Here is a 20,628-nt window from a genome sequence, read left to right as displayed (position 1 = left end):
ACTACCGTTCGAGGCATGCGCAGGCGTCTCGGCTCGTCCGGTCTCACGGTCACCCCTCTCGCCCTCGGGACGATGCTCTGGGGCAACGCCGTGGACCGCCACGAGGCCGGTGACCACCTGCGTGCGTTCGTCGAGGCGGGCGGCAACCTCGTCGACACGGCCTACGGCTACGGCGGCGGAGACGCCGAGACCATCCTCGGGGGCCTGCTGGACGGCACGGTCCCTCGCGACGACATCGTCATCTGCACCAAGGCGGGCATCTCCCGGGCGGGTGGCGAGCGACGGGTCGACGTGTCGCGGCGCGGGCTCATGGCCCAGCTCGACACGTCGCTGCGCCGCCTCGGCACCGACCACGTCGACCTCTGGCTCGCGCACACGTGGTCCGACGACGTGCCGCTGGCCGAGACGCTCTCCGCGCTCGAGTGGGCGGCCGCATCGGGCCGGGCCCGCTACGTCGGCGTCTCCAACTACTCCGGCTGGCAGTCCGCGCGCGCCTTCAGCCTGCTCGAGTCGGCCCGAATCCCTCTGGTGGCCAACGAGATCGAGTACTCCTTGGTATGCCGTACCCCCGAGCGCGAGGTCGTGCCGGCCGCGACGTCGCTCGGCTTCGGGCTGCTCCCGTGGTCACCGCTGGGACGCGGCGTGCTGACCGGGAAGTACCGCAACGGCATACCGTCGGGATCGCGCGCGGCGTCGAGCGACTTCCCGGGATTCGCCGAGCGCTTCATCGACGAGCAGACCACGCGCGTCGCCGACGCGGTGGCGATGGCCGCCCGAGGCCTCGGGGCCAAGCCCGGGGAGGTTGCCCTGGCGTGGCTGCGCGACCGGCCCGGCGTGGCGGCGCCCATCGTCGGCGCCCGCACGGCAGCTCAGCTGCGCTCCGCGCTCGGAAGTCTCGAGCTTGCCCTGCCGTCGGAGATCGTCGCCGCCCTGGAGGACGTCTCGGCCTGACGCCGGGACCCTGCTCGCGATCAGGCGGGGTGACCGCTCTCGCCGCAGCGTCGCGACGGGTCAGGCTCGCGTGTCGGAGCTCTCGGTCACGCCGCCGTCGACGTGGCCCTCGTCGTCGTCGTCCTCGTAGTCGTCGTCGTCGTCGTCCTCGTCATCGTCGTCGTCGTCGTCGTCGTCGTCGTCCTCGTCGTAGTCGTCCGAGTCGAGCCCGGCGTAGACGCGGCCCTCGGTCCCGTCCTCGTCCTCGTGCCCGTCGAAGTCGTCGCCGTAGATCGCGAGGGGCGTCGCGACCTCGGTGGCCTCGTAGAGCGCCTCGTCGTAGTCGTCGAAGGCCTCGGCGAGGTCCTGCGCCGCTGCCATCACCATGGGGTGGTCGGGGTCTCGGCTCGCGTTCGCGGCCTCGAGGTGGCGTTCGAGGGCGACGATCAGCTGCTCGAGGGCGGAGCGGGGGTCGACGGTCATGCCTCGACCGTAGTCGACCCGCACGACCGAAGGCACCGATTCCGGGCCCGGAAACGCCCGGAAACACAGCGATCCCGCAGCGAGCCGGGCTCGCTGCGGGACCGTTCACGCGTGGTTGGCGGGCCGTTCACCCGTCGCCGACGTGGCCTGTCATGCCTGCCTCACATGGGCGCCTTGACGGTGTCAGAGGCCGGCGGGGCGGTGATGTCGACCGGCTCGCCGTACTTGCTCATCGTCATCTCGGCCTTGACGCCGGAGAGGTCGAAGGTGACCTTGCGCAGCTGGTTCTTCTCGTCGAGCCACGCGGTGTACGTGATGGTGGCCGGCATCTTCGTCTTCTCGGCGGCGGGCAGCTGGGCCTGCATCGCCGTGGTGTCGAGCGTCAGGTCGTACTTCCACGTCTTCTCGCCGTCGACGGTGTCCTCACCGACGTACTTGACGTCCTGCACGGCCGCGCCGAACTGGTCGTACATCTTGGTCGGGTCGGCCTGGTCGAGCGACTGCGAGAGCTGCTTGCCGAGCGTCGAGCTGCTGTCGATGACGGCCCACTTGCCCGCGGCGAGGCCCGGGAAGCCCTTCATGTAGACCTTCTTGTCGACGAGGACCATGTCGAGCTTCATCGAGGGGCCCATGTCCATCGTCATCTTCATCGCCGGGTTGCTCGCGTCGACCTTCGTGTCACCGGTGATGGCGATCTTCTGGCCGGCGGCGTCCATCGCCATCGTGACGTGGGCGGTCGTGGCGTTCTTGCCCGCGGCCTTCATGGCGGCGACGAACGATGCCTTGTCCTTGTACGGCTGACCGGCGGCCGGCGCATCGCTCGTCGCGGCGGCCGAGCTGGCCTGAGTCTGCCCCGTCGCGGGGGCCGGGGTCTCGCTCTTGCCACAGGCCGCCACTCCGAGGACGGCCGGTAGGACGATGGCTGCTGCCGCGATGCGGCGGGTGTTCCATTTCATGTGTGTTGACCTCCTGGGCCCTTGACGCCGGGCTGTGCCAGGCGGTTCCCCTGCTCGCCGCGCGGACCACGCAGGTCCGGTTCGCGGCCGGATGACCCAGCGACGGTACCGCGGTCGCGTGACCGCCACGCCGCGCATACGGTCTCGGAGGGGTCACGGTTGGTGTCAGAATGGACGGCGATGACGGAGTACGAGTACCGGGTCCTCACGTTCGACCGCCACACGTCGAAGGCCCAGGCCAGACAGGCGGTGCGTGAGCACGCCGAGTACGGCCGTTGGGAGCTGTCGCGCACCGTCATCTACGAAGGTGGCGTGCGTCGGATGTGGCTGCGCCGCCGGATCATGCGCGTCGAGCGCACGGCCTGACCGACGCGTCCGCCGCGACCCTCAGCAGGAGCGCAGGAAGTCGCCGAGCACCCGCGCCCCGAAGCGAAGCGACGCCGTGGGCACCCGCTCGTCGATGCCGTGGAACATCGGCGCGAAGTCGAGGTCTGCCGGCAGCCGCAGCGGCGCGAAGCCGTAGCCGCTGATCCCGAGCCGGCCCAGCGCCTTGTTGTCGGTGCCGCCCGAGAGGCAGTAGGGCAGGACGACGGCCTCGGGGTCCTCACGCAGCAGCGCCTGCTTCATCGACTCGACGAGGTCACCGGAGAACGGTGCCTCGATGGCGACGTCACGGTGCACGACCTCGACCTCGACGTGCTCGCCGGCCAGCTCGCGGATCGTGGCCATGAGGGCGTCCTCGTGGCCGGGCAGGAAGCGGCAGTCGACGGCCGCCGTCGCCGTCTGCGGGATGACGTTGTGCTTGTAGCCGGACTCGAGCATCGTGACGTTGGCGGTGTCGCGCAGCGTGCCCCGCACGAAGCCCTGGGCCCCGCCGAGGGTGGCGAGCAGCGGCTCGAGGTCGTCGTCGGTCGACGAGAGCCCGGTCAGGCTGCCGAGCGTGTCGAGCAGCTCACGGACCGAGGCGATGTACTCACGCGGCCACTCGTGGGCGGCGATCCGGCCGATGGCGGCGGCGAGGCGGACGATGGCGTTCTCGTCGTTGGGGACCGACCCGTGCCCGGCACGTCCGTGTGCGCGCAGCCGCAGCCAGGCGATGCCCTTCTCCGCGGTCTGGAGGAGGTACGCGCGCTGCTGGCCCCCCGGCGTCGGCACGGTGACGCTGTAGCCGCCTACCTCGCTGATCGCCTCGGTCACGCCGTCGAACCAGTGCGGGTGGTGGTCCACGAGCCAGTGGCTGCCGTAGGTGCCGCCGGCCTCCTCGTCGGCGAAGAAGACGAACGTCGTGTCGCGGGCGGGCTTCGTGCCGGTGCGAGCGAAGTGACGGATGTTCGCGAGGATCATCGCGTCCATGTCCTTCATGTCGACCGCTCCGCGGCCCCAGATGCAGCCGTCGCGCTCCTCCGCGGCGAAGGGGTCGACCTGCCAGTCCGCGGCGTTCGCCGGCACCACGTCGAGGTGGCCGTGGACCGCGAGGCCAGGGCGCGAGGAGTCCTCGCCCTCGAGGCGGACGACGACCGTCGCCCGGCCCGGCTCGCTCTCGAGCAGGGTGCCCTCGAGGCCGACCGCGTCGAGCTGCTCCATGACGTACTCGGCCGCCTTGCGCTCCCCCGGACCCGACCCGTCACCGTAGTTGGAGGAGTCGATCCGGATGAGCTCGGCGCAGATCCGCGCGACCTCCTCCTCGGGCGTCACGGCAGTCTGTGCCGTGGTCGTCACGGTGCGGTCGGCGTCGTCGTGGCTCATGCCGATCAGCGTATGCCGCCGCCTCCCGACGCCAGCTGCCGCCCGTTTGGTCTTTTGGTCGGGCCCCGTGTAACGTTTCGCCTCGCCGCAAGGGATTCCCACGAGCCCCTTGCAACACCTTGTCGGGGTGGCGGAATGGCAGACGCGCTAGCTTGAGGTGCTAGTGCCCTTAACGGGCGTGGGGGTTCAAGTCCCCCCCTCGACACCATGAGACCCCCGGGTTCCTGCAGGCCAGGACCCGGGGGTCTTCTCGTACCCGGGCGGCTGCGTCCGGAGGTCAGGCTCCGGTTTCTCTGGTCACCCCTCTGCGACAGACGTAATCTTCGATCGTGAGCGACGAGAAGGTGGCTGGGCTGGCGGACGACCTCTACGACGTCATCGGGCTGCTGCGACGCCGGTCGCGGCGCCTCGTCGGCGCTCCGCTGCCCGAGCTCGCCCTGTCCGGGGCCCAGCTCGAGCTGCTCCGCGTCGTGCGGCGCAACCCCGGGATCACCGTGGCCGAGTCGGCCCGGGTCCTCGGTCTCGCCGCCAACACCGTCTCGACCCTCGTCGGCCAGCTGCTCGCCCTCGGGGTGCTCGTGCGTGAGCGCGACTCGAGCGACCGGCGTGTGGCGCGGCTCGACCTCACGCCCTCGGCCCGGGCGGGCCTGGAGCAGTGGCGCGACCGTCGCGCGCAGTCCACCGCAGTGGCGCTCGCGGAGCTCCCGGCCGCCGACCGCGCCCGCCTGGCTGCGGCGCTGCCGACCATCGCCCGCATCGCAGCGAACCTGCCGGAGACGCACGACGTCGCCGCGCCGCACACCTCCGAGCCGGCCGTCACCGTGGCCGCGGCGCTCGACCTCCCGGACGGGTCGGCTGCCGGCGACCGACCATGACCTCGGCCATCGACATCCGGGGCCTGAGCTACAGCTTCGGGACGCACCGCGCGGTCGACGACCTCACCTTGGCCGTCGAGCCGGGTGAGTGCTTCGGCCTGCTCGGGCCCAACGGGGCCGGCAAGACGACGACGATCCGGTTGCTCAACACCCTGCTGCCGCTGCAGGCCGGGCAGGTCGAGATCTTCGGCCGCTCGGTGCGCACCGAGGCGATGGCCGTGCGGCGGCTGCTCGGCTACGTGCCCCAGCAGCTGTCGATCGAGGGCGCTCTCACGGGTCGCGAGAACGTCGAGTGGTTCGCCCGTCTCTTCGACGTCCCCCGGCGCGAGCGCAGGACTCGCGTCGACGAGGTGCTCGACATGGTCGACCTGCGCGGCGACGAGTCACGCCTCGCCTCGACCTACTCCGGCGGCATGGTGAGGCGTCTGGAGCTCGCCCAGGCCCTGGTCAACCGCCCCGCACTGCTCGTCCTGGACGAGCCGACGGTGGGCCTCGACCCCGTCGCCCGCGACAGCGTCTGGCTGCGGGTGGCGCAGATGCAGCGAGACCACGGCATGACCGTGCTGCTCACGACCCACTACATGGAGGAGGCGGACGCGCTGTGCGACCGCGTCGCCCTCATGCACCGCGGGGCCCTGCGCGCCCTCGGCTCCCCCGACGAGCTCAAGGCCGCCGCTGGGGAGGGTGCCAGCCTCGAGGACGTCTTCCGTCACCACACCGGCGAGGCGCTCGACGAGGTCGAGGGCGAGAAGGGAGGGCTGCGCGGTGTCCGAGCAACTCGTCGAACCGCCCGCCGTCTGGGCTGACCGGCGCAGCCGCACCGGGGTGCGGCTCCTCGTGTCGCGCATCGCGACCTTCTGCCTCGTCGAGCTCCAGAAGCTGCGCCACGACCGCAGCGAGCTGATCACCCGGGCGATCCAGCCGATCCTCTGGCTCGTCATCTTCGGCACGACGTTCAGCCAGATCCGGGCCATTCCCACCGGGGGCCTCGACTACCTCGACTTCCTCGCGCCGGGCGTCATCGCCCAGTCGGCCCTCTTCGTCTCGATCTTCTACGGCATCCAGATCATCTGGGAGCGCGACGCCGGTGTGCTCACCAAGCTCCTCGTGACGCCGACGCCGCGAGCAGCGCTCGTGGCCGGCAAGGCGTTCGCCGCCGGGGTCAGGTCCGTCGCCCAGGCCGTCATCGTCGTCGTCGTGGCCGCGCTGATGGGCGTGGCGATGACGTGGAACCCCCTGCGGCTGCTCGGCGTGGTCGTCGTCGTGATGCTCGGCGCCGCGTTCTTCTCGTGCCTGTCGCTCAGCATCGCCGGCGTCGCCCTCAAGCGCGACCGGCTCATGGGGATCGGCCAGGCGATCACGATGCCGCTCTTCTTCGCCTCGAACGCGCTCTACCCGATCGAGATGATGCCGGGCTGGCTCCAGGTCATCAGCCACGTCAACCCGCTGACCTACGAGGTGTCGGCCCTGCGCGGCCTGCTGCTCGGCACGCCGACGAACTACTGGGTCGACTTCGGGGTCCTCGCCGGCAGCGCGATCGCCGGCATCGTCTGCGCCGCGGCCCTCATCGGGCGACTCGCGCGCTGACCGCTCCCGTCGCCGGGCACCGCACGGGTGACCGTACGCTGTGCCGCGTGACCTTCCTGCGCGCCCTGTTCACCCTGCTCCGGGGGCGCGGGTTCCGTCGGCTCTTCGTCAGCCGGGTCACGTCGTCGTTCAGCGACGGCATCTTCCAGGTCGCCCTGGCCAGCCACATCCTCTTCAACCCCGAGAAGGCCGCCGACGCGCGCGGGATCGCCATCGCCTTCGCGATCGTGCTGCTGCCCTACTCGGCGCTGGGGCCGTTCGTCGGAGTGCTCCTCGACCGGTGGCCGCGCAAGCGCGTCATCGTCGTCAGCCAGGTCATCCGGGCCACGGCGATCCTCGGCGTCTCCGTCCTCGTCACCGGAGCCGAGACCGGCCCGGCGTTCTTCGGCCTCGTGCTCCTCGTCTTCTCGGTCAACCGCTTCATCCTCGCCGGGCTCTCCTCGGCCATGCCGCACGTGGTGCCGCGGGAGGACCTCGTGAGCGCGAACTCCGTCGCTCCCACGTGCGGGTCCCTGGCATACCTCCTCGGCGGCGCGGTCGGCACCGGGATCAGGGCCCTCGGGGGCAGCGACGTCGTCGACGTGCTCCTCGCCGCCGCTGGCGTCCTCGTGGCCGCCTGGGCGGCGACCCGGCTGCCGTTCATCGGCCCCGACGACACGAGCGGCGCGCCCTCGGTCGGGCAGATCACCCGGTCCGTCGTGACGGGCCTCGTCGAGGCCGTGCACACCCTGCCGCGCCGCGCACGCCTCCTGCTCACCCTCGTCTTCATCACCCGGCTCCCGTTCGGCTTCCTCCTGCTGCAGACCCTGCTCCTCTTCCGCGGCCCGTTCGAGTCCGGCCACGGCGCGCAGGGCTTCGGCATCGCCGCAGGCGCGTCCGCACTGGGATTCGCCTCCGCGGCCTTCGTCACCCCGTGGCTGGCCCCACGCCTGACCGCCGTGCCGTATGCCGCCCGGATGCTCGCGCTGGGCGCGGTCGTGTGCGCCGTGCTGGGACCGTTCCTCACGCCGTGGAGCATCGTCGTCGTCGGCTTCGTCGTCTCCTTCACCTCCCAGTGCGTCAAGATCACCGTCGACTCGCTCCTGCAGGCCCACGTCGACGACCACCTGCTCGGCCGCGCCTTCTCCGCCTACGACGTCGTCTACAACGCCGGCATGGTCGCGGCGGCGGCCCTCGGCGCGCTCGTCCTCCCCGAGAGCGGGCTCGCCTGGTGGCCGCTCGTGGCCTTCGCCTGCCTCTACGGGGCGAGCGCGATGCTGCTCGGCCGGCTCTGGACGCGGGCCACGGTGCTCGACCACGAGCGGCCACTAGGCTGACGGCGTGCTTCCCGAGCTGACCGCCACCCGCTACGTGACGCCGCTCAAGGAGGGTGGGTCGCTGCCCGGCATCGTGGAGGCCGACGACGACGGCACCTACGTCCTGAAGTTCCGCGGCGCCGGTCAGGGGCTCAAGGTCTTGGTCGCCGAGGTGCTCGTCGCCGGGATCGCCCGGCTGCTCGAGGTGCCGGTGCCCGACCTCGCCGTGGTGCGCCTCGACCCGCGCATCGCGAAGTACGAGGCCGACGAGGAGGTGCAGGACCTGCTCACCGCCTCGGTCGGGACCAACCTCGGCGTCGACTTCCTGCCGGGTTCCCTCGGCTACGACGGCTCGAGGCCGCCCGACGCCGACCTCGCCGAGCGGATCATCTGGCTCGACGCGCTGACCGCCAACGTCGACCGCACGTGGTCCAACCCCAACCTGCTCGTCTGGCACGGACGCACGTGGGCCATCGACCACGGAGCAGCCCTCTACTTCCACCACTCGTGGCCGAGCAAGGCACCGGCCCCGGAGCGCTTCGCGGCCCAGCCGTTCGACGCGAGCCGCCACGTCCTGCGCGACGTCGCGGGCGACGTGGCCGCGCGCCACGACGAGCTCGCGGCGCGCCTCACGCCCGAGGCCGTCGAGGCCGTCGTCGCCGAGGTGCCCGAGGAATGGATCGAGCCCACGCCCGAACTCGCCGACGCACCCGCGGTGCGGACGGCATACGCCCGGATGCTGCGGGCCCGCCTCGACGGGCCGCTCACCTGGGTGCCCACGGGCGTCGCCGCGTGAACGCGTACCAGTACGTCCTGCTCCGGCTCGTCCCCCGCGTCGACCGGGAGGAGTTCATCAACGTCGGTGTCGTGCTCTACTCGCAGGACGCGGGCTTCCTCGACGCCGCCTGGGAGCTCGACGAGCGGCGTGCGGACGCGCTGTCACCGACGTGCGACCTCGAGGGCGTGCGCTCGATGCTCGAACGCGTCCGGGCGGTGTGCCGCGGCGAGACGGGCCGCGGCCTGCCGACCCTCGACAAGCCGGGCCAGCGGTTCGGCTGGATCATCGCACCGCGCTCGACCGTCGTGCAGCCCGGACCGGTCCACGGGGGCCTGTGCGACGACCCTGCCGTCGAGCTCGAGCGCCTGCTCGACCGGCTCGTCCGGGCCTGACGGACCCGACTGGCTCGACCGGCCCGGTCAGCCCTGGGGCCGCGGGCGCAGCGCCCACATCGCGACGGCGCTGGCCGCGGCGACGTTGAGCGAGTCGACGCCTCCGGCCATGGGGATGCGCAGGGTGAGGTCGGCGTCGGCGACGGTCCGGTGCGACAGGCCGTCGCCCTCCGTGCCGACGACGAGCGCGAGCCGCTCGGGTGGGCCGCTCTCGAGGTCGTCGAGCGAGACCGAGTCGTCCGACAGGGCCATGGCCGCGACGGTGAGACCGGCGTCGTGGAGCAGGGCCATGCCCTGCGGCCACGGGTCGATCCGCGTCCACGGCACCTGGAAGACCGTGCCCATGGAGACGCGGATCGAGCGCCGGTAGAGGGGGTCGGCGCACCGGGGCGTGATGAGGACGGCGTCGACCCCGAGCGCAGCAGCCGACCGGAAGATCGCACCGACGTTCGTGTGGTCGACGACGTCCTCGAGGACGATGACGCGGCGCGCGTCGGCGATGAGCGACTCGACGGTCGGCAGGGCGGGGCGCTGCATCGCAGCCAGTGCACCGCGGTGGAGGTGGAAGCCGGTCAGCTGCTCGATGACGTCGTGCTCGGCGAAGTAGACCGGCACCCCGTCGGCCTCCGCGTCGCCGACGATGTCGGACAGGTCGTCGAGCCAGCGCCTGGCCATGAGGTAGGACCGCGGTCGGTGCCCGGCTCGAAGCGCACGGCGGATCACCTTCTGGCTCTCCGCGATGTAGAGGCCGCGCTCTGGCTCGTGCCGCCTCCGCAGCACGACGTCGGTCAGCGACACGTAGTCGGTCAGCCGCGGGTCGGTGGGGTCGGTGATCTCGATCGGCACGCCCGACAGGCTAGTGCCGGTCGCACCTTCATCCGGCATCGTGGCCCGGGGGCGGGGCCGGGGCCGGGGTCAGGCTGCGAAAGGCGTCAGGGGAACCAGACGAGCTTGACGACGGCGACGAGGCCGATCGCGATGATGAGGCCCCGCAGGACGTTCGGCGGGATCCGGCGGCCCACCCGTGCCCCGATGATGCCGCCCACGAAGGCGCCGACGCCGATGAGGAGGACGATGAGCCAGTCGATCTGGTCGCGTGCGAAGAGGATGAACACCGCGGCCGCGACGACGTTGACGACGAGGGAGAGCACGTTCTTGTAGCCGTTGAGCCGCTGCAGGGGCTCGAGGCTCAGCGCACTGAGCAGGCCCATGAGCAGGACGCCCTGGGCCGCGCCGAAGTAGCCGCCGTAGACGCCCGCGGCGAAGACCCCGGCTGCCATCGCCGGCGCGTGCCAGCGCGGCACCGCCCCTTCGACCCCCTCCGGGTGGACCCGGGCCTGGATGCGCGGGCCCGCGACCACGAGCACGAGCGCGATGAGGATGAGCACCGGCACGATCGCCCGGAACGCCGCGGCGGGCAGGACGAGCAGCAGCCCCGCCCCAACGACCGAGCCGACGAACGACATCGGCATGAGCCGGCGAAGGGTGCGCGCCTGGCCGTCCAGCTCCCTGCGGTAGCCCCACGCCCCGGTCACGCCCCCGGCGACGAGGCCGATGTTGTTCGAGACGTTGGCGACGAGCGGGTTGACCCCGAAGAAGAGCAGGGTCGGGAACGTGATGAGCGTGCCCGACCCGACGATGGTGTTGATGACGCCGGCCCCGGTCCCGGCCAGCGCGATGGCGACGGCGGACCAGAACGACACCCGGTCACCCTACAGAGGGTGACCGGGTGTCGTCGGGGGCGGTGTCGCCAGGGCGTCGGTCAGCGTCCGGTCGGGGGCTCGGGCGGCGCGTCGGGCAGGTCGTCCGCGGACGCCGGGGGCGTGACCGGGGGCGTGACCGGGGGCGTGACCGGCGGCGCCGCAGCGGGGGGCGGGGGCACGTCGGCCCCCGAGCGCAGCGGGGGCTGCTGGCGACCCATGGGCGCGGCGTGCTCGGTCGACTCGGCACTCGCCTGCGCGGCCTGGCCACGGGCCTCGGCCAGTGCCTTGGCCGGGTCCTCGAGCACCGTCTCGGCAAAGGCGTTGTCGTCGGCGTCGCCCGTGTCGACCCACTGCTCCTCGTCGTCGCCGCCCATCGGGCCCTGCTCGCTGCCGCCGAGCGCGTTGCCGATGCCCTTGAGGGCGTCGGTCAGCTCGGACGGGATGATCCACATCTTGTTGGAGTCGCCGCGTGCGAGCTGCGGCAGCACCTGGAGGTACTGGTAGGCGAGCAGCTTCTGGGTGGGCTTGCCGCGATGGATGGCCGCGAACACCTGCTGGATGGCGCGGGCCTGGCCCTGCGCCTCGAGGATGCGGGCCTGTGCCGAGCCCTCGGCTCGCAGGATCTGGCTCTGCTTCTCACCCTCGGCCGTGAGGATGGCCGACTGCTTGAAGCCCTCGGCGGTGAGGATCGCGGCACGACGGTCACGCTCGGCGCGCATCTGCTTCTCCATCGTCTCCTGCACCGAGCGCGGCGGGTCGATGGCCTTGAGCTCGACACGGTTGACGCGGATGCCCCAGTTGCCCGTGGCCTCGTCGAGGACGCCGCGCAGCTGGCCGTTGATCTGGTCGCGGCTCGTCAGGGCCTGCTCGAGGTCGAGGGATCCGATGACGTTGCGCAGCGTGGTGACCGTCAGCTGCTCGATGCCCTGGATGAAGTTGGCGATCTCGTAGACGGCGGCCTTCGCGTCGGTGACCGAGTAGTAGATGACGGTGTCGATGTTGACGACGAGGTTGTCACTGGTGATGACGGGCTGCGGCGGGAAGGTGACGACCTGCTCACGCAGGTCGATGTTGGCGCGGACCTTGTCGACGAACGGGATCAGGAAGTGGATACCTGCCGTCAGCGTCTTGTTGTAGCCGCCGAGTCGCTCGACGATCTGTGCCGTCTGCTGCGGCACGATGCGCACGGTGCGCAGCACGACCACGAACGCGACGACGACGATGAGTATCGGAATGATGAGTACCGGGTCCACGACCTTCTCGACCTTCTCCCTGTGCGGTCCGTGCTCCCCCGGGGAAGCGCGGTTGGTGCGGGCGGATCGGACGACCCGCTCGTTGGTTCGGTGGCGTCGCCGGGCGCGGGGCCGGAGGCCGGCTCAGCTCCCCACGACGCGGGCGCGGCTCACGATCGCGGTGGCGCCGTCGATGGAGTCGACGACGACCTCCTCGCCGGGCTCGATGTCGTCGCCGAGGGTGCGCGCCGACCACGTCTCGCCGGAGAGCTTGACCCGCCCTCCGGCCGGGTTGACACGGTCGATGGCGACGGCCGAGCGGCCGACGTGGGCGGCGGCGCCCATGAGCTGTTGCGGCGTGCTGGCCGAGAGGCGGTTCTTGAGCCACGGACGCACGATCGCGAGGAGGGCCACGGCAACGAGGGCCGCGACGATGGCCTGCACCACGGGGGGCGCCCCGAAGGCCGCGGCGATCGATGCGCCCACGGCACCACCGGCGAGCATGAGGAAGGTGAAGTCGACCGTGACCGCCTCGATGGCGACGAGGACGAGAGCCACTGCCACCCAGACCATCCAAGCCTGTCCCTCGACCACGTGCCCCCACCCTGCCTTCGTCCACCTCGGCGACGGGCCCCGATGTCCCGTGCGTCACTCCTGTGACGTTCTCGATTCTGCCTCAGTTCCCTCTCGGGACCTACGGATCAAGGGGTCGGGACGGTTGCGATCAGGACTCGGCCCGCGCCGACCAGCGCTCGCCGTGCTGCTCGAGCACGAGGGGCAGACCGAACGTCGCGCTGAGGTTCTCGGCCGTCAGCGTCAGCGGAATGGGGCCGGCGGCGACGACCTTGCCGTCGCGGATCATGAGGACGTCGGTGAACGACGGAGGGATCTCCTCGACGTGGTGCGTCACGAGCACCATCGCGGGCGCCTCCGTGTCGGCGGCCAGGTCGGCGAGCCGGCGCACGAGGTCCTCGCGACCGCCGAGGTCGAGACCGGCGGCCGGCTCGTCGAGCAGCATCAGCTCGGGGTCGGTCATCAGCGCCCGGGCGATCTGGACGCGCTTGCGCTCGCCCTCGCTCAGCGTGCCGTAGGCCCGGTCGGCGAGGTGCTCGGCGCCGAGCGTCCTGAGCAGCTCCATGGCGCGCACGTAGTCCACGTGGTCGTACGTCTCGCGCCACCGGCCGATGATGCCGTAGGAGGCCGTCACGACGACGTTGCCGACGAGCTCGTCGCCGGGGATGCGCTCGGCCATCGAGGAGCTCGCGAGGCCGATGCGCGGCCGCAGCTCGAAGACGTCGACGGCGCCGAGCACCTCGCCGAGGACGCCGGCGACCCCCGCGGTCGGGTGCAGCCGCGCCGCGGCGATCTGGAGCAGCGTCGTCTTGCCGGCACCGTTGGCGCCCAGCACGACCCAGCGCTCGCCCTCCTCCACCTCCCACGTGACGTCGTCGAGGAGCGTCGAGGCACCGCGACGAACGGTGACTCCGGCGAAGGCGAGGACGTCGCTCATGGCTCGACCCTATGACAAGGCCTCCACAGCCGCCGCGGCGGCGCACCCTAGGATGACGGGGTGTCCGAGCTGCCCGCGTCCGTGCGCCTCGCGCTGTGGGTGACGGCCTCGTGGCGTGGCGATCTCGCGACGACGGAGGCGTTGGCCCGGGCCTTCCCGGACCTCGACCACGTCGCCGGTGACCTGGCCCGGCTCGACGTCTGGCGGGACCTCGGCGAACGCGCCCTGTTCGTGGCGCTCCCCCGCCCCGGCGACCTGAGCCGTATGCCGCGTGGCTCGTCCGCGGCGACCGCGCACGCTGCGAACGCCGGGGAGTGCGTCTTCGTCGCGGGCATCGGCGGGGTGCTCGTGCCGACGCTCTCGGAGTTCGGCCCCGAGGGCGACGTGGGCGTCCGTGCGGACTGGACGGCCTACGAGGCGGACCCGCTCCCCCGGCACCGGATGGAGATGCTGGACCTCCGGGACATCGAGCGCGACCTCATGGGCCGCCTCCGCGACCACACCCAGCGCTTCGACGAGGTGGGGGGCCACCCCTGGGGTGACGAGGCGCGCGCCGAGGCGCAGGCCGACCTCGACACGACGCTGTGGGGCATCCCGCCGGCGACGTCCGGACGCGCCCTGCGGATCATGGCCCTGTCGGCCAACCTCTCCCGCGTCGCCCACCGCAACGCCGGCCGGACCTCGCTCGGGTCGAGCGGTCTCGACGCGGTGACCACGGCGAACCGGACGCGGCTGTTGCGCGACCTCGCCGCGGACGCCGACACAGCACTCGCCGACGCGACCAACGTCGCCGTCATGTCCATCGCCGGCTGGCGCCCCGCCTGAGTGCCGGTTCGCTCGGCCGCGCGGCTACGCCTCGGGGGCGGACGTCTCGAGCTGCGCGAGCACCGCTCGCGCGTAGGCGCGTTCGGCGTCGATGTCGGCATGGCGCCCGACCGCGCCGTCACGCCCGCGGGCCGACACGGCATACCCGCCCTCGAGCTGTTCGAGCGAGACGAAGGACTCACCGAGCAGGTCACGCAGCTGGTCCTCCCTCGGGAGCCACACGGCCTTGTCCTGCTCGACGCTGTCGAGGGCCCACTCGGTCGTGCCGTTGAAGCCGATGACGTCGCCCGTCGTGAAGTGGTGGACGTCGACCGTGATCTCGCTGATCACGAAGACGTCGTCCTCCATGCCGCTGACGGCCACGACGAAGCGGTCGCCCGAGACGGGCTTCCACGTCAGTCCCGCGTCGGAGAGCCGGCGGGCGAGCTCGAGGGTCAGCATGTTCCCCATCGTCACATCCCCCCGGGACTTCGCCAAGCAACCCTAGATTTGGTCCATGACGGAGCACCCAGACCTGCAGCCACTCGACGAGAGCACCTTCGAGACCGTTCTCTGCGTCGTGGCGCATCCCGACGACCTCGAGTACGGCACGGCCGCCGCCGTCGACCGGTGGGTGCGGGCCGGCAAGACCGTGACCTACCTGCTGGCCACCCGCGGCGAGGCGGGGATCGACACCCTGCCGCCCGAGCAGGCGGCCCCGCTGCGCGAGCAGGAGGAGCGGGACGGGGCTGCCCAGGTCGGCGTCGACGTCGTGGAGTTCCTCGACGGCTTCACCGACGGGGTCGTCGAGTACGGCCTCCCGCTGCGGCGCGCCATCGCCCGCGAGATGCGGATCCGCAGGCCCGACCTCGTCATCACGTCGACGTACGCCGACCGTTTCCCGGGCGGCTTCGCCAACCAGGCCGACCACCGGGCGGTGGGTCTCGCCGTCGTCGACGCCAAGGCAGACGCGGGCAACCGCTGGATCTTCCCCGACCTCGTGGACGAGGGGCACGAGCCGTGGCAGGTCGCCCGGCTGCTCATCGTGGCTGACCCCGAGCCGACGCACTTCGTCGACGTCTCGGAGCACTTCGACGCCGCGGTGGCGTCCCTGTCGGCGCACGACGCCTACCTCGCGGCGCTCGGACCGGACTATCCGAAGCCGGCCGAGCTGCTCGGCATGATCCTCGGCGGCCCCTCGGAGGTCGTCGGGGTGCCGTATGCCGTGACGGGCCGTCTCGTCGGCGGCTGACCTGCGTCGGGCCCGAGGCTCTAGCCCAGCGCTCCCACCGCCGTCCGGATGGCTGCCAGGTCGTCGGCGGTGACGCCCTCGGGACGCATCACGGCGTTCCAGGCGTCGACGTACTCCGTCGTGTACTTGTGCCCGTGTCCTGCGGGGACGCCGGTCGAGAACGGGAGGTCGGCCGTCACCTGCCAGAAGGTCACGAACGGCATCCAGAACATCCCCTGCAGCACGTCCTTGCCAGCCGCCTCACCGATCCAGTCGGGCTCGTTGAACACGAGGTGGGGGCTCCACCACACGATCGGGTCGGACGGGTGCATGAGGTAGAGGACGCGGGTGCCGTCCCACGGCTGGCCCTCGGGCGGGATCGAGGCCGCCGGGTCGGTCGCGAAGCGCACGGTCCGCCCGTTCTTGTAGACGGGTTGGATCTCGGGACTGCCGACGTCGCGGTGGTCGCTGAACTCACGGAACAGGGTGTTGAAGTTCGGCGGCCCCGCGAAGACCGTGCCGGCGGTCCGGTTGCGCAGGTCGTACTCGCCGCTGAAGGCGGTCTCACCGCCGAACGTCCCGAGGCTCTCGCCCGACACGTACAGCTTGGGCCGGGAGTCCTGCGGCAGCCGGGACCAGCGGTCGTAGACGGCGTCGAAGAGTGCCCGTCCCGCCTCGCGGGCCTTGGACTGGTCGACGAGGAAGGAGAGCCACGACGGCAGGTACGAGTACTGCATCCCCACAGTGGCTGCGTCGCCGCCGGTCAGGTACTCGAACGGGGCGACGAGGGCCGGGTCGACCCAGCCGCTGCCGGTCGTCGTCACGACGAGGAGGTTCGTCCGCTTGAACCCTCCGGCCCGCTCGAGGTCGTCGACGGCCAGGGCAGCCCGCTGTTCGGCGTCGTCGGCCGAGTCGAGGCCGGCGTAGGTTCGGATCGGTTCCTCTGCGGGGTGGTGGACGACCCCCTCGATGTCGCTCGCGGTCGGACCGCCTGCCACAAACGTGCGGCCCTCGCGACCGAGCGACTCCCAGGGGACCATCGAGCCCGGCCCGCCAGACCGGAGGCCGGTCGCGGGCTTGACGACCCCCTCCTGCGTGACGGTGTTGCCCACAGAGAAGGCCTCGTCCATGGCACCCACGAGACCGTCGATGAGGACGCCGCTGATGACGAGGTAGGTCATCGTCGTGACGAGGATCCAGCCCGTCGCGCCCGCGGCCCGCCGCCCGAACCTGCGGCTCAGCAGGTCCGCGACCCAGTGGTAGACGCGTCGGATGCCACGGCCGATGAGCAGGAATACCGCGAAGAAGAACACGGCGACCACGGGCGAGAGGACGACGAGGGCGATGTTGTACTCCGTCACTCCCATGAGGCTCCGGATCTCGTGCTGCCAGTACTGGCCGAGACCGAAGAAGACCACGAGCAGCACTCCGCCGCCGATGAACAGGGCCCGCCACGACGAGGGCTTGGGCTCTCGTGGCTCCCGATCCGCGAAGGCGCGCCACAGCCATGCGCCGAGGACTCCGAGCCCGTAGCCGATGGATGCGGTGATCCCGCAGACGAGGCCCTGGATGAACCCGCCACGCGGGAGCAGCGACGGGGTGAACGACAGGGCCGCGAAGAGGACCGCGCCCCAGCACCCCGGGACGGTGAAGTGGAGCAACCCCCGGAGGCGTCCGGAGCGCCGCTCCAGCCCGTCCGCCTCGTCGACCGACCCGTGGTCGCCGGCGGTCAGCGCATCGTTGCCAGCCACGTCAGTTGCCATCTCAGCTCGTTCCGGTCAGCGGGACGGGGGTGCACTCACGTGGAACGCTCCCACACGTGGCGGTCGCGGGCACGCGAAACGCCGTACGCGCGACCGGACCCCGAACCCCGGGATCAGCGCCGGACGTCGGGTTGCGACTCCTCGCGGAGTCGAGGCTCCGTGCGCCGCTCGGGGTGGATCCCACGCTTGTCGCGGTAGAACGCCCGCACCGTGTCCATGTCGGCGACCACGTCGGCCGTGGCGGTCATGGTGGGGCCGAATCCGGCTGTGCGAGAAGGTCCGTCGATGAAGGCGAGGGCGATGGGCAGACGGGTCGACCGCCCGATCCGCCAGAAGCCGGACTTCCAGTAGCCGCCCTTCGAACGGGTGCCTTCCGCAGCCAGGATCAGCAGGAACGGCTCCCCGCTCCGGGCCTCCCGCACGAGTCCCCGCACGACCTCGCCGGGGTTGTCGCGGTCGATCGGGATGCCACCGAGCCGCAGCAGGAGCCACCCGAGCGGGCCACGGAAGAGCTCCTTCTTGATGAGGACGCGCGGTGTGACGCCGCCCCGCCACATGACCAGGAGCATCATCACGAAGTCCCAGTTGGACGTGTGCGGTGCACCGACGACGATGCCGGTGCGAGGCACGTCGCCCACCGCGGTCCACCCGATGAGGCGTAGCACCAGGCCGGCCAGTCGACTCCTCATGGCGTTTCCTCTCGGGCTGTGGCGGTGGTCCGCCTCCACCAACCTACGCGAGGCGCCGTGCGTCAGATGTCCAGGACCGAGCGGTAGACCTCGAGCGTGCGGTCGCCGATGGAGGCCCACGAGAACGAGTCGACCGCCCGCTGCCGGCCGGCTCGACCGAACGCGTGGGCCCGGTCGACGTCGGAGACGGCGTCGGTCAGCGCGGCGGCGAGGTCGGCGACGAACCGGTCGGGGTCGACCGGCGTCCCGGTGCCGTCCTGCACCTGCTCGATCGGCACGAGCCACCCGGTCTCGCCGTCGACGACGACCTCGGGGATGCCGCCGGTGGCGGTGGCGACGACGGCGAGCTCGCACGCCATCGCCTCGAGGTTGACGATGCCGAGCGGCTCGTAGACGGACGGGCAGGCGAAGACGGTGCCGTGGCTCAGCAGGGCGACGACCTCGTTGCGCGGCAGCATGTCGGGGATCCAGACGACGCCCTCACGCTGCGCCCGCAGCTCGTTCATGAGTCCCTCGACCTCGGCGAGGATCTCCGGAGTGTCGGGGGCACCCGCGCAGAGGACGATCTGGACGTCGGGGGGCAGCAGCGCGCAGGCCCTCAGCAGGTAGGGCAGGCCCTTCTGGCGGGTGATGCGGCCGACGAAGACGACCGACCGCAGGTCGGGGTCGACGCCGTGACGCCGGACGATCTCGGTGGCCTCCGGGGAACGGTCGGCCGACCACAGCTGCGAGTCGATCCCGTTGTGCACCACGTGAACCCGCGCTGGATCGAGCGAGGGGTAGCTCTTGAGGATGTCCTCGCGCATGCCCGCGCTGACCGCGACGACGGCGGCAGCCGACTCGTACGCGGTGCGCTCGGCCCACGAGGACACGCGGTAGCCGCCGCCCAGCTGCTCCGCCTTCCACGGGCGCATCGGCTCGAGCGAGTGTGCGGTCACGACGTGTGGCATGCCCCCCAGGAGCGACGCGAGGTGGCCGGCCATGTTGGCGTACCAGGTGTGCGAGTGGACGAGGTCGGCTCCGACGCAGTCGCCGGCCATGCTGACGTCGACGCCGAGTGTCTGCATCGCGGCGTTGCCGGCCGCGAGCTCGGGGAGATCGGCGTATGCCGTCGTCCCGGCCTCGTCACGCGCGGCGCCGAAGCAGCGCACCCGGACGTCGATGTCGCCGCGGTCGCGGAGCGCCCGGACGAGCTCTGCCACGTGAACACCCGCGCCTCCGTAGATGGCCGGCGGGTACTCCTTGCTGAGGATGTCGACGCGCACGTTCCGACCCTAGTGCTGCAGCCATCCCGCGGAGCGGAAAGCTCGGCCGATCTTGCGTGCTGAACCTGTCGGCGACCGGACGCCTGCCCTAGGGTGGCGCTCATGGCCCGACGAAGCCCAGCTGCTGGTCCGAAAGTCCTCGCGATCGTGCTCGCTGGCGGTGAGGGCAAGCGGTTGATGCCGTTGACCGCCGACCGGGCCAAACCCGCCGTGCCGTTCGCCGGCATCTACCGTCTCATCGACCTGGCCCTGTCCAACGTCGTCAACTCCGGCTACCTCCAGGTCGTCGTGCTGACGCAGTACAAGTCGCACAGCCTCGACGCGCACGTGACGAAGACATGGCGCATGTCGACGCTCCTCGGCAACTACGTCACGACCGTCCCGGCGCAGCAGCGCGTCGACAAGAACTGGTACCTCGGCAGCGCCGACGCGATCTACCAGAGCCTCAACCTCATGCACGACGAGCGGCCCGACATCGTCGTCGTCGTGGGCGCCGACCACGTCTACCGCATGGACTTCAGCGCGATGGTCGAGCAGCACATCGAGACGGGTGCGGCCTGCACCGTCGCGGCCATCCGCCAGCCGATCTCTCTCGCCAACCAGTTCGGCGTCATCGAGGTCGACGACGCCGACCCGTCCAAGATCGCCGCCTTCCTCGAGAAGCCGAACGACCCCAAGGGCCTGCCGGACAACCCCGACGAGGTCCTGGCGTCGATGGGCAACTACGTCTTCACCGCCGCAGCCCTCGAGGCGGCTGTCATCGCCGACCACGACAACGAGTCGAGCAGCAACGACATGGGCGGCGACATCGTGCCCTACTTCGTCGGCCGCGGAGAGGCCGGCGTCTACGACTTCAAGGACAACGAGGTGCCCGGCGCCACCGACCGCGACCGCGGCTACTGGCGCGACGTGGGGACCATCGAGTCCTATTACGACGCCCACATGGACCTCATCTCGATCCACCCGGTCTTCAACCTCTACAACTACGACTGGCCGATCTACACGAGCCACAGCCCCTACCCGCCGGCGAAGTTCGTCCACGGCAGCGGCGACCGCATCGGCGAGGCGCTCAACTCGGCGGTCTCCCCGGGCGTCGTCGTGTCGGGTGCGCACATCTACGCCTCGGTGCTCTCCCCCCTCGTCAAGGTGCACTCCTACGCGAGCATCCAGGGGTCGGTCCTGCTCGACGGCGTCGAGGTGCACCGGCACGCGCAGATCCGCCGGGCCATCATCGACAAGAACGTCGTCATCCCGGAGGGGTGCCAGATCGGCATCGACCACGAGCACGACCGGGCACGCGGCCTCCACGTCACCGAGACCGGCATCGTCGTCGTGGGCAAGGGCCAGATCGTCACCCGATGAGCACCCCGATGAGCCCCGCCCGATGAC

23 protein-coding genes and 1 tRNA gene are annotated in these 20,628 nt (G+C 71.3%); 12 read left to right on the top strand and 12 right to left on the bottom strand.

All coding sequences use genetic code 11. The features are described 5' to 3' along the window. The first annotated feature begins 15 nt into the window (after positions 1–15). Positions 16–951 carry an aldo/keto reductase gene (locus ASE25_RS19135; protein ID WP_056827031.1) on the top strand — a complete coding sequence of 312 codons (936 nt, stop codon included), beginning with the start codon at positions 16–18 and terminating at the stop codon, positions 949–951. Between the two features lie 60 nt (positions 952–1,011). Here the strand turns inward: ASE25_RS19135 and ASE25_RS19130 are convergent, their stop codons facing one another. Then, positions 1,012–1,413 (bottom strand): hypothetical protein, encoded by a 402-nt coding sequence (locus ASE25_RS19130; RefSeq protein WP_056827030.1) that lies wholly within the window; start codon positions 1,411–1,413, stop codon positions 1,012–1,014. A 161-nt stretch (positions 1,414–1,574) separates the two neighbouring features. Further along, on the bottom strand, positions 1,575–2,369 hold the full coding sequence (locus tag ASE25_RS19125) for an LppX_LprAFG lipoprotein (RefSeq protein WP_056776938.1): 795 nt from the start codon (positions 2,367–2,369) through the stop codon (positions 1,575–1,577). A gap of 180 nt (positions 2,370–2,549) precedes the next feature. On the opposite strand from ASE25_RS19125, the gene ASE25_RS19120 reads away from it, so the two are divergent. Then, positions 2,550–2,735, top strand: coding sequence for a DUF5703 family protein (locus tag ASE25_RS19120; RefSeq protein WP_034770947.1), 186 nt, complete (start codon positions 2,550–2,552; stop codon positions 2,733–2,735). Positions 2,736–2,756: 21 nt separating this feature from the next. Here the strand turns inward: ASE25_RS19120 and ASE25_RS19115 are convergent, their stop codons facing one another. Continuing rightward, positions 2,757–4,115: a M20/M25/M40 family metallo-hydrolase gene (locus ASE25_RS19115; protein ID WP_056827029.1), complete on the bottom strand. Its 1,359-nt coding sequence runs from the start codon at positions 4,113–4,115 to the stop codon at positions 2,757–2,759. Positions 4,116–4,236: 121 nt separating this feature from the next. Between ASE25_RS19115 and ASE25_RS19110 the strand changes: the two genes are divergently transcribed. The 7 genes from ASE25_RS19110 to ASE25_RS19080 all read left to right on the top strand — a co-directional run bounded on the left by ASE25_RS19110 (position 4,237) and on the right by ASE25_RS19080 (position 9,042). After that, positions 4,237–4,323 (top strand) — tRNA-Leu (locus tag ASE25_RS19110). A 121-nt stretch (positions 4,324–4,444) separates the two neighbouring features. Continuing rightward, complete coding sequence (locus ASE25_RS19105; RefSeq protein WP_056776932.1) at positions 4,445–4,990, top strand: MarR family winged helix-turn-helix transcriptional regulator; 546 nt, start codon at positions 4,445–4,447, stop codon at positions 4,988–4,990. Continuing rightward, positions 4,987–5,796, top strand: coding sequence for an ABC transporter ATP-binding protein (locus ASE25_RS19100; RefSeq protein WP_056827028.1), 810 nt, complete (start codon positions 4,987–4,989; stop codon positions 5,794–5,796). The genes ASE25_RS19105 and ASE25_RS19100 overlap by 4 nt, the downstream gene beginning before the upstream one ends. After that, complete coding sequence (locus ASE25_RS19095) at positions 5,756–6,577, top strand: ABC transporter permease (protein ID WP_056827027.1); 822 nt, start codon at positions 5,756–5,758, stop codon at positions 6,575–6,577. Before ASE25_RS19100 ends, ASE25_RS19095 begins: the two co-directional genes overlap by 41 nt. Before the next feature lie 47 nt (positions 6,578–6,624). Continuing rightward, positions 6,625–7,893 carry an MFS transporter gene (locus ASE25_RS19090; RefSeq protein ID WP_056776923.1) on the top strand — a complete coding sequence of 423 codons (1,269 nt, stop codon included), beginning with the start codon at positions 6,625–6,627 and terminating at the stop codon, positions 7,891–7,893. Positions 7,894–7,897: 4 nt separating this feature from the next. Next, on the top strand, positions 7,898–8,668 hold the full coding sequence (locus ASE25_RS19085; RefSeq protein WP_056776920.1) for a HipA family kinase: 771 nt from the start codon (positions 7,898–7,900) through the stop codon (positions 8,666–8,668). Continuing rightward, positions 8,665–9,042 (top strand): DUF3037 domain-containing protein, encoded by a 378-nt coding sequence (locus ASE25_RS19080; RefSeq protein WP_020144179.1) that lies wholly within the window; start codon positions 8,665–8,667, stop codon positions 9,040–9,042. The genes ASE25_RS19085 and ASE25_RS19080 overlap by 4 nt, the downstream gene beginning before the upstream one ends. Positions 9,043–9,069: 27 nt before the next feature. Here the strand turns inward: ASE25_RS19080 and ASE25_RS19075 are convergent, their stop codons facing one another. From ASE25_RS19075 to ASE25_RS19055, 5 genes are all read right to left on the bottom strand, one after another. Then, positions 9,070–9,888, bottom strand: coding sequence for an RNA methyltransferase (locus ASE25_RS19075; RefSeq protein ID WP_056827026.1), 819 nt, complete (start codon positions 9,886–9,888; stop codon positions 9,070–9,072). Between the two features lie 86 nt (positions 9,889–9,974). Further along, entirely contained in the window at positions 9,975–10,745 is a 771-nt protein-coding gene (locus ASE25_RS19070; protein ID WP_056776914.1) for a sulfite exporter TauE/SafE family protein, read from the bottom strand. A gap of 59 nt (positions 10,746–10,804) precedes the next feature. Beyond that, on the bottom strand, positions 10,805–11,998 hold the full coding sequence (locus ASE25_RS19065) for an SPFH domain-containing protein (protein WP_056827025.1): 1,194 nt from the start codon (positions 11,996–11,998) through the stop codon (positions 10,805–10,807). Positions 11,999–12,121: 123 nt separating this feature from the next. After that, a complete protein-coding gene (locus ASE25_RS19060; protein WP_369793513.1) occupies positions 12,122–12,571 on the bottom strand; it encodes an NfeD family protein in 450 nt (149 codons plus the stop codon). Positions 12,572–12,701: 130 nt separating this feature from the next. Next, the gene (locus tag ASE25_RS19055) at positions 12,702–13,487 is read right to left on the bottom strand and encodes an ABC transporter ATP-binding protein (protein ID WP_056776906.1); all 786 of its coding nucleotides are present in this window, start codon (positions 13,485–13,487) and stop codon (positions 12,702–12,704) included. A gap of 60 nt (positions 13,488–13,547) precedes the next feature. On the opposite strand from ASE25_RS19055, the gene ASE25_RS19050 reads away from it, so the two are divergent. Further along, the gene (locus ASE25_RS19050) at positions 13,548–14,312 is read left to right on the top strand and encodes a hypothetical protein (protein ID WP_056827024.1); all 765 of its coding nucleotides are present in this window, start codon (positions 13,548–13,550) and stop codon (positions 14,310–14,312) included. 24 nt (positions 14,313–14,336) lie between these two features. Here the strand turns inward: ASE25_RS19050 and ASE25_RS19045 are convergent, their stop codons facing one another. Continuing rightward, the gene (locus ASE25_RS19045) at positions 14,337–14,753 is read right to left on the bottom strand and encodes a hypothetical protein (RefSeq protein WP_056776900.1); all 417 of its coding nucleotides are present in this window, start codon (positions 14,751–14,753) and stop codon (positions 14,337–14,339) included. A 55-nt stretch (positions 14,754–14,808) separates the two neighbouring features. On the opposite strand from ASE25_RS19045, the gene ASE25_RS19040 reads away from it, so the two are divergent. Next, positions 14,809–15,543, top strand: a complete 735-nt coding sequence (locus ASE25_RS19040) for a PIG-L deacetylase family protein (RefSeq protein WP_056827023.1) — start codon at positions 14,809–14,811, stop codon at positions 15,541–15,543. A gap of 20 nt (positions 15,544–15,563) precedes the next feature. On the opposite strand, the gene ASE25_RS19035 is transcribed toward ASE25_RS19040, so the two are convergent. The 3 genes from ASE25_RS19035 to glgA all read right to left on the bottom strand — a co-directional run bounded on the left by ASE25_RS19035 (position 15,564) and on the right by glgA (position 19,239). Then, positions 15,564–17,285, bottom strand: a complete 1,722-nt coding sequence (locus tag ASE25_RS19035; RefSeq protein ID WP_200959170.1) for an alpha/beta-hydrolase family protein — start codon at positions 17,283–17,285, stop codon at positions 15,564–15,566. Positions 17,286–17,398: 113 nt separating this feature from the next. Beyond that, the gene (locus ASE25_RS19030; protein WP_056776893.1) at positions 17,399–17,974 is read right to left on the bottom strand and encodes a 1-acyl-sn-glycerol-3-phosphate acyltransferase; all 576 of its coding nucleotides are present in this window, start codon (positions 17,972–17,974) and stop codon (positions 17,399–17,401) included. A gap of 62 nt (positions 17,975–18,036) precedes the next feature. Beyond that, positions 18,037–19,239, bottom strand: a complete 1,203-nt coding sequence (glgA, locus tag ASE25_RS19025; RefSeq protein ID WP_056776890.1) for a glycogen synthase — start codon at positions 19,237–19,239, stop codon at positions 18,037–18,039. A gap of 102 nt (positions 19,240–19,341) precedes the next feature. Between glgA and glgC the strand changes: the two genes are divergently transcribed. Further along, positions 19,342–20,601, top strand: coding sequence for a glucose-1-phosphate adenylyltransferase (glgC, locus tag ASE25_RS19020; protein ID WP_056777761.1), 1,260 nt, complete (start codon positions 19,342–19,344; stop codon positions 20,599–20,601). Positions 20,602–20,628: the final 27 nt, after the last annotated feature.

The sequence above is a fragment of the Terrabacter sp. Root85 genome (assembly GCF_001429185.1).
Taxonomy (GTDB): Bacteria; Actinomycetota; Actinomycetes; order Actinomycetales; family Dermatophilaceae; genus Terrabacter.
This window is presented reverse-complemented; position numbering and strand designations above follow the sequence as displayed.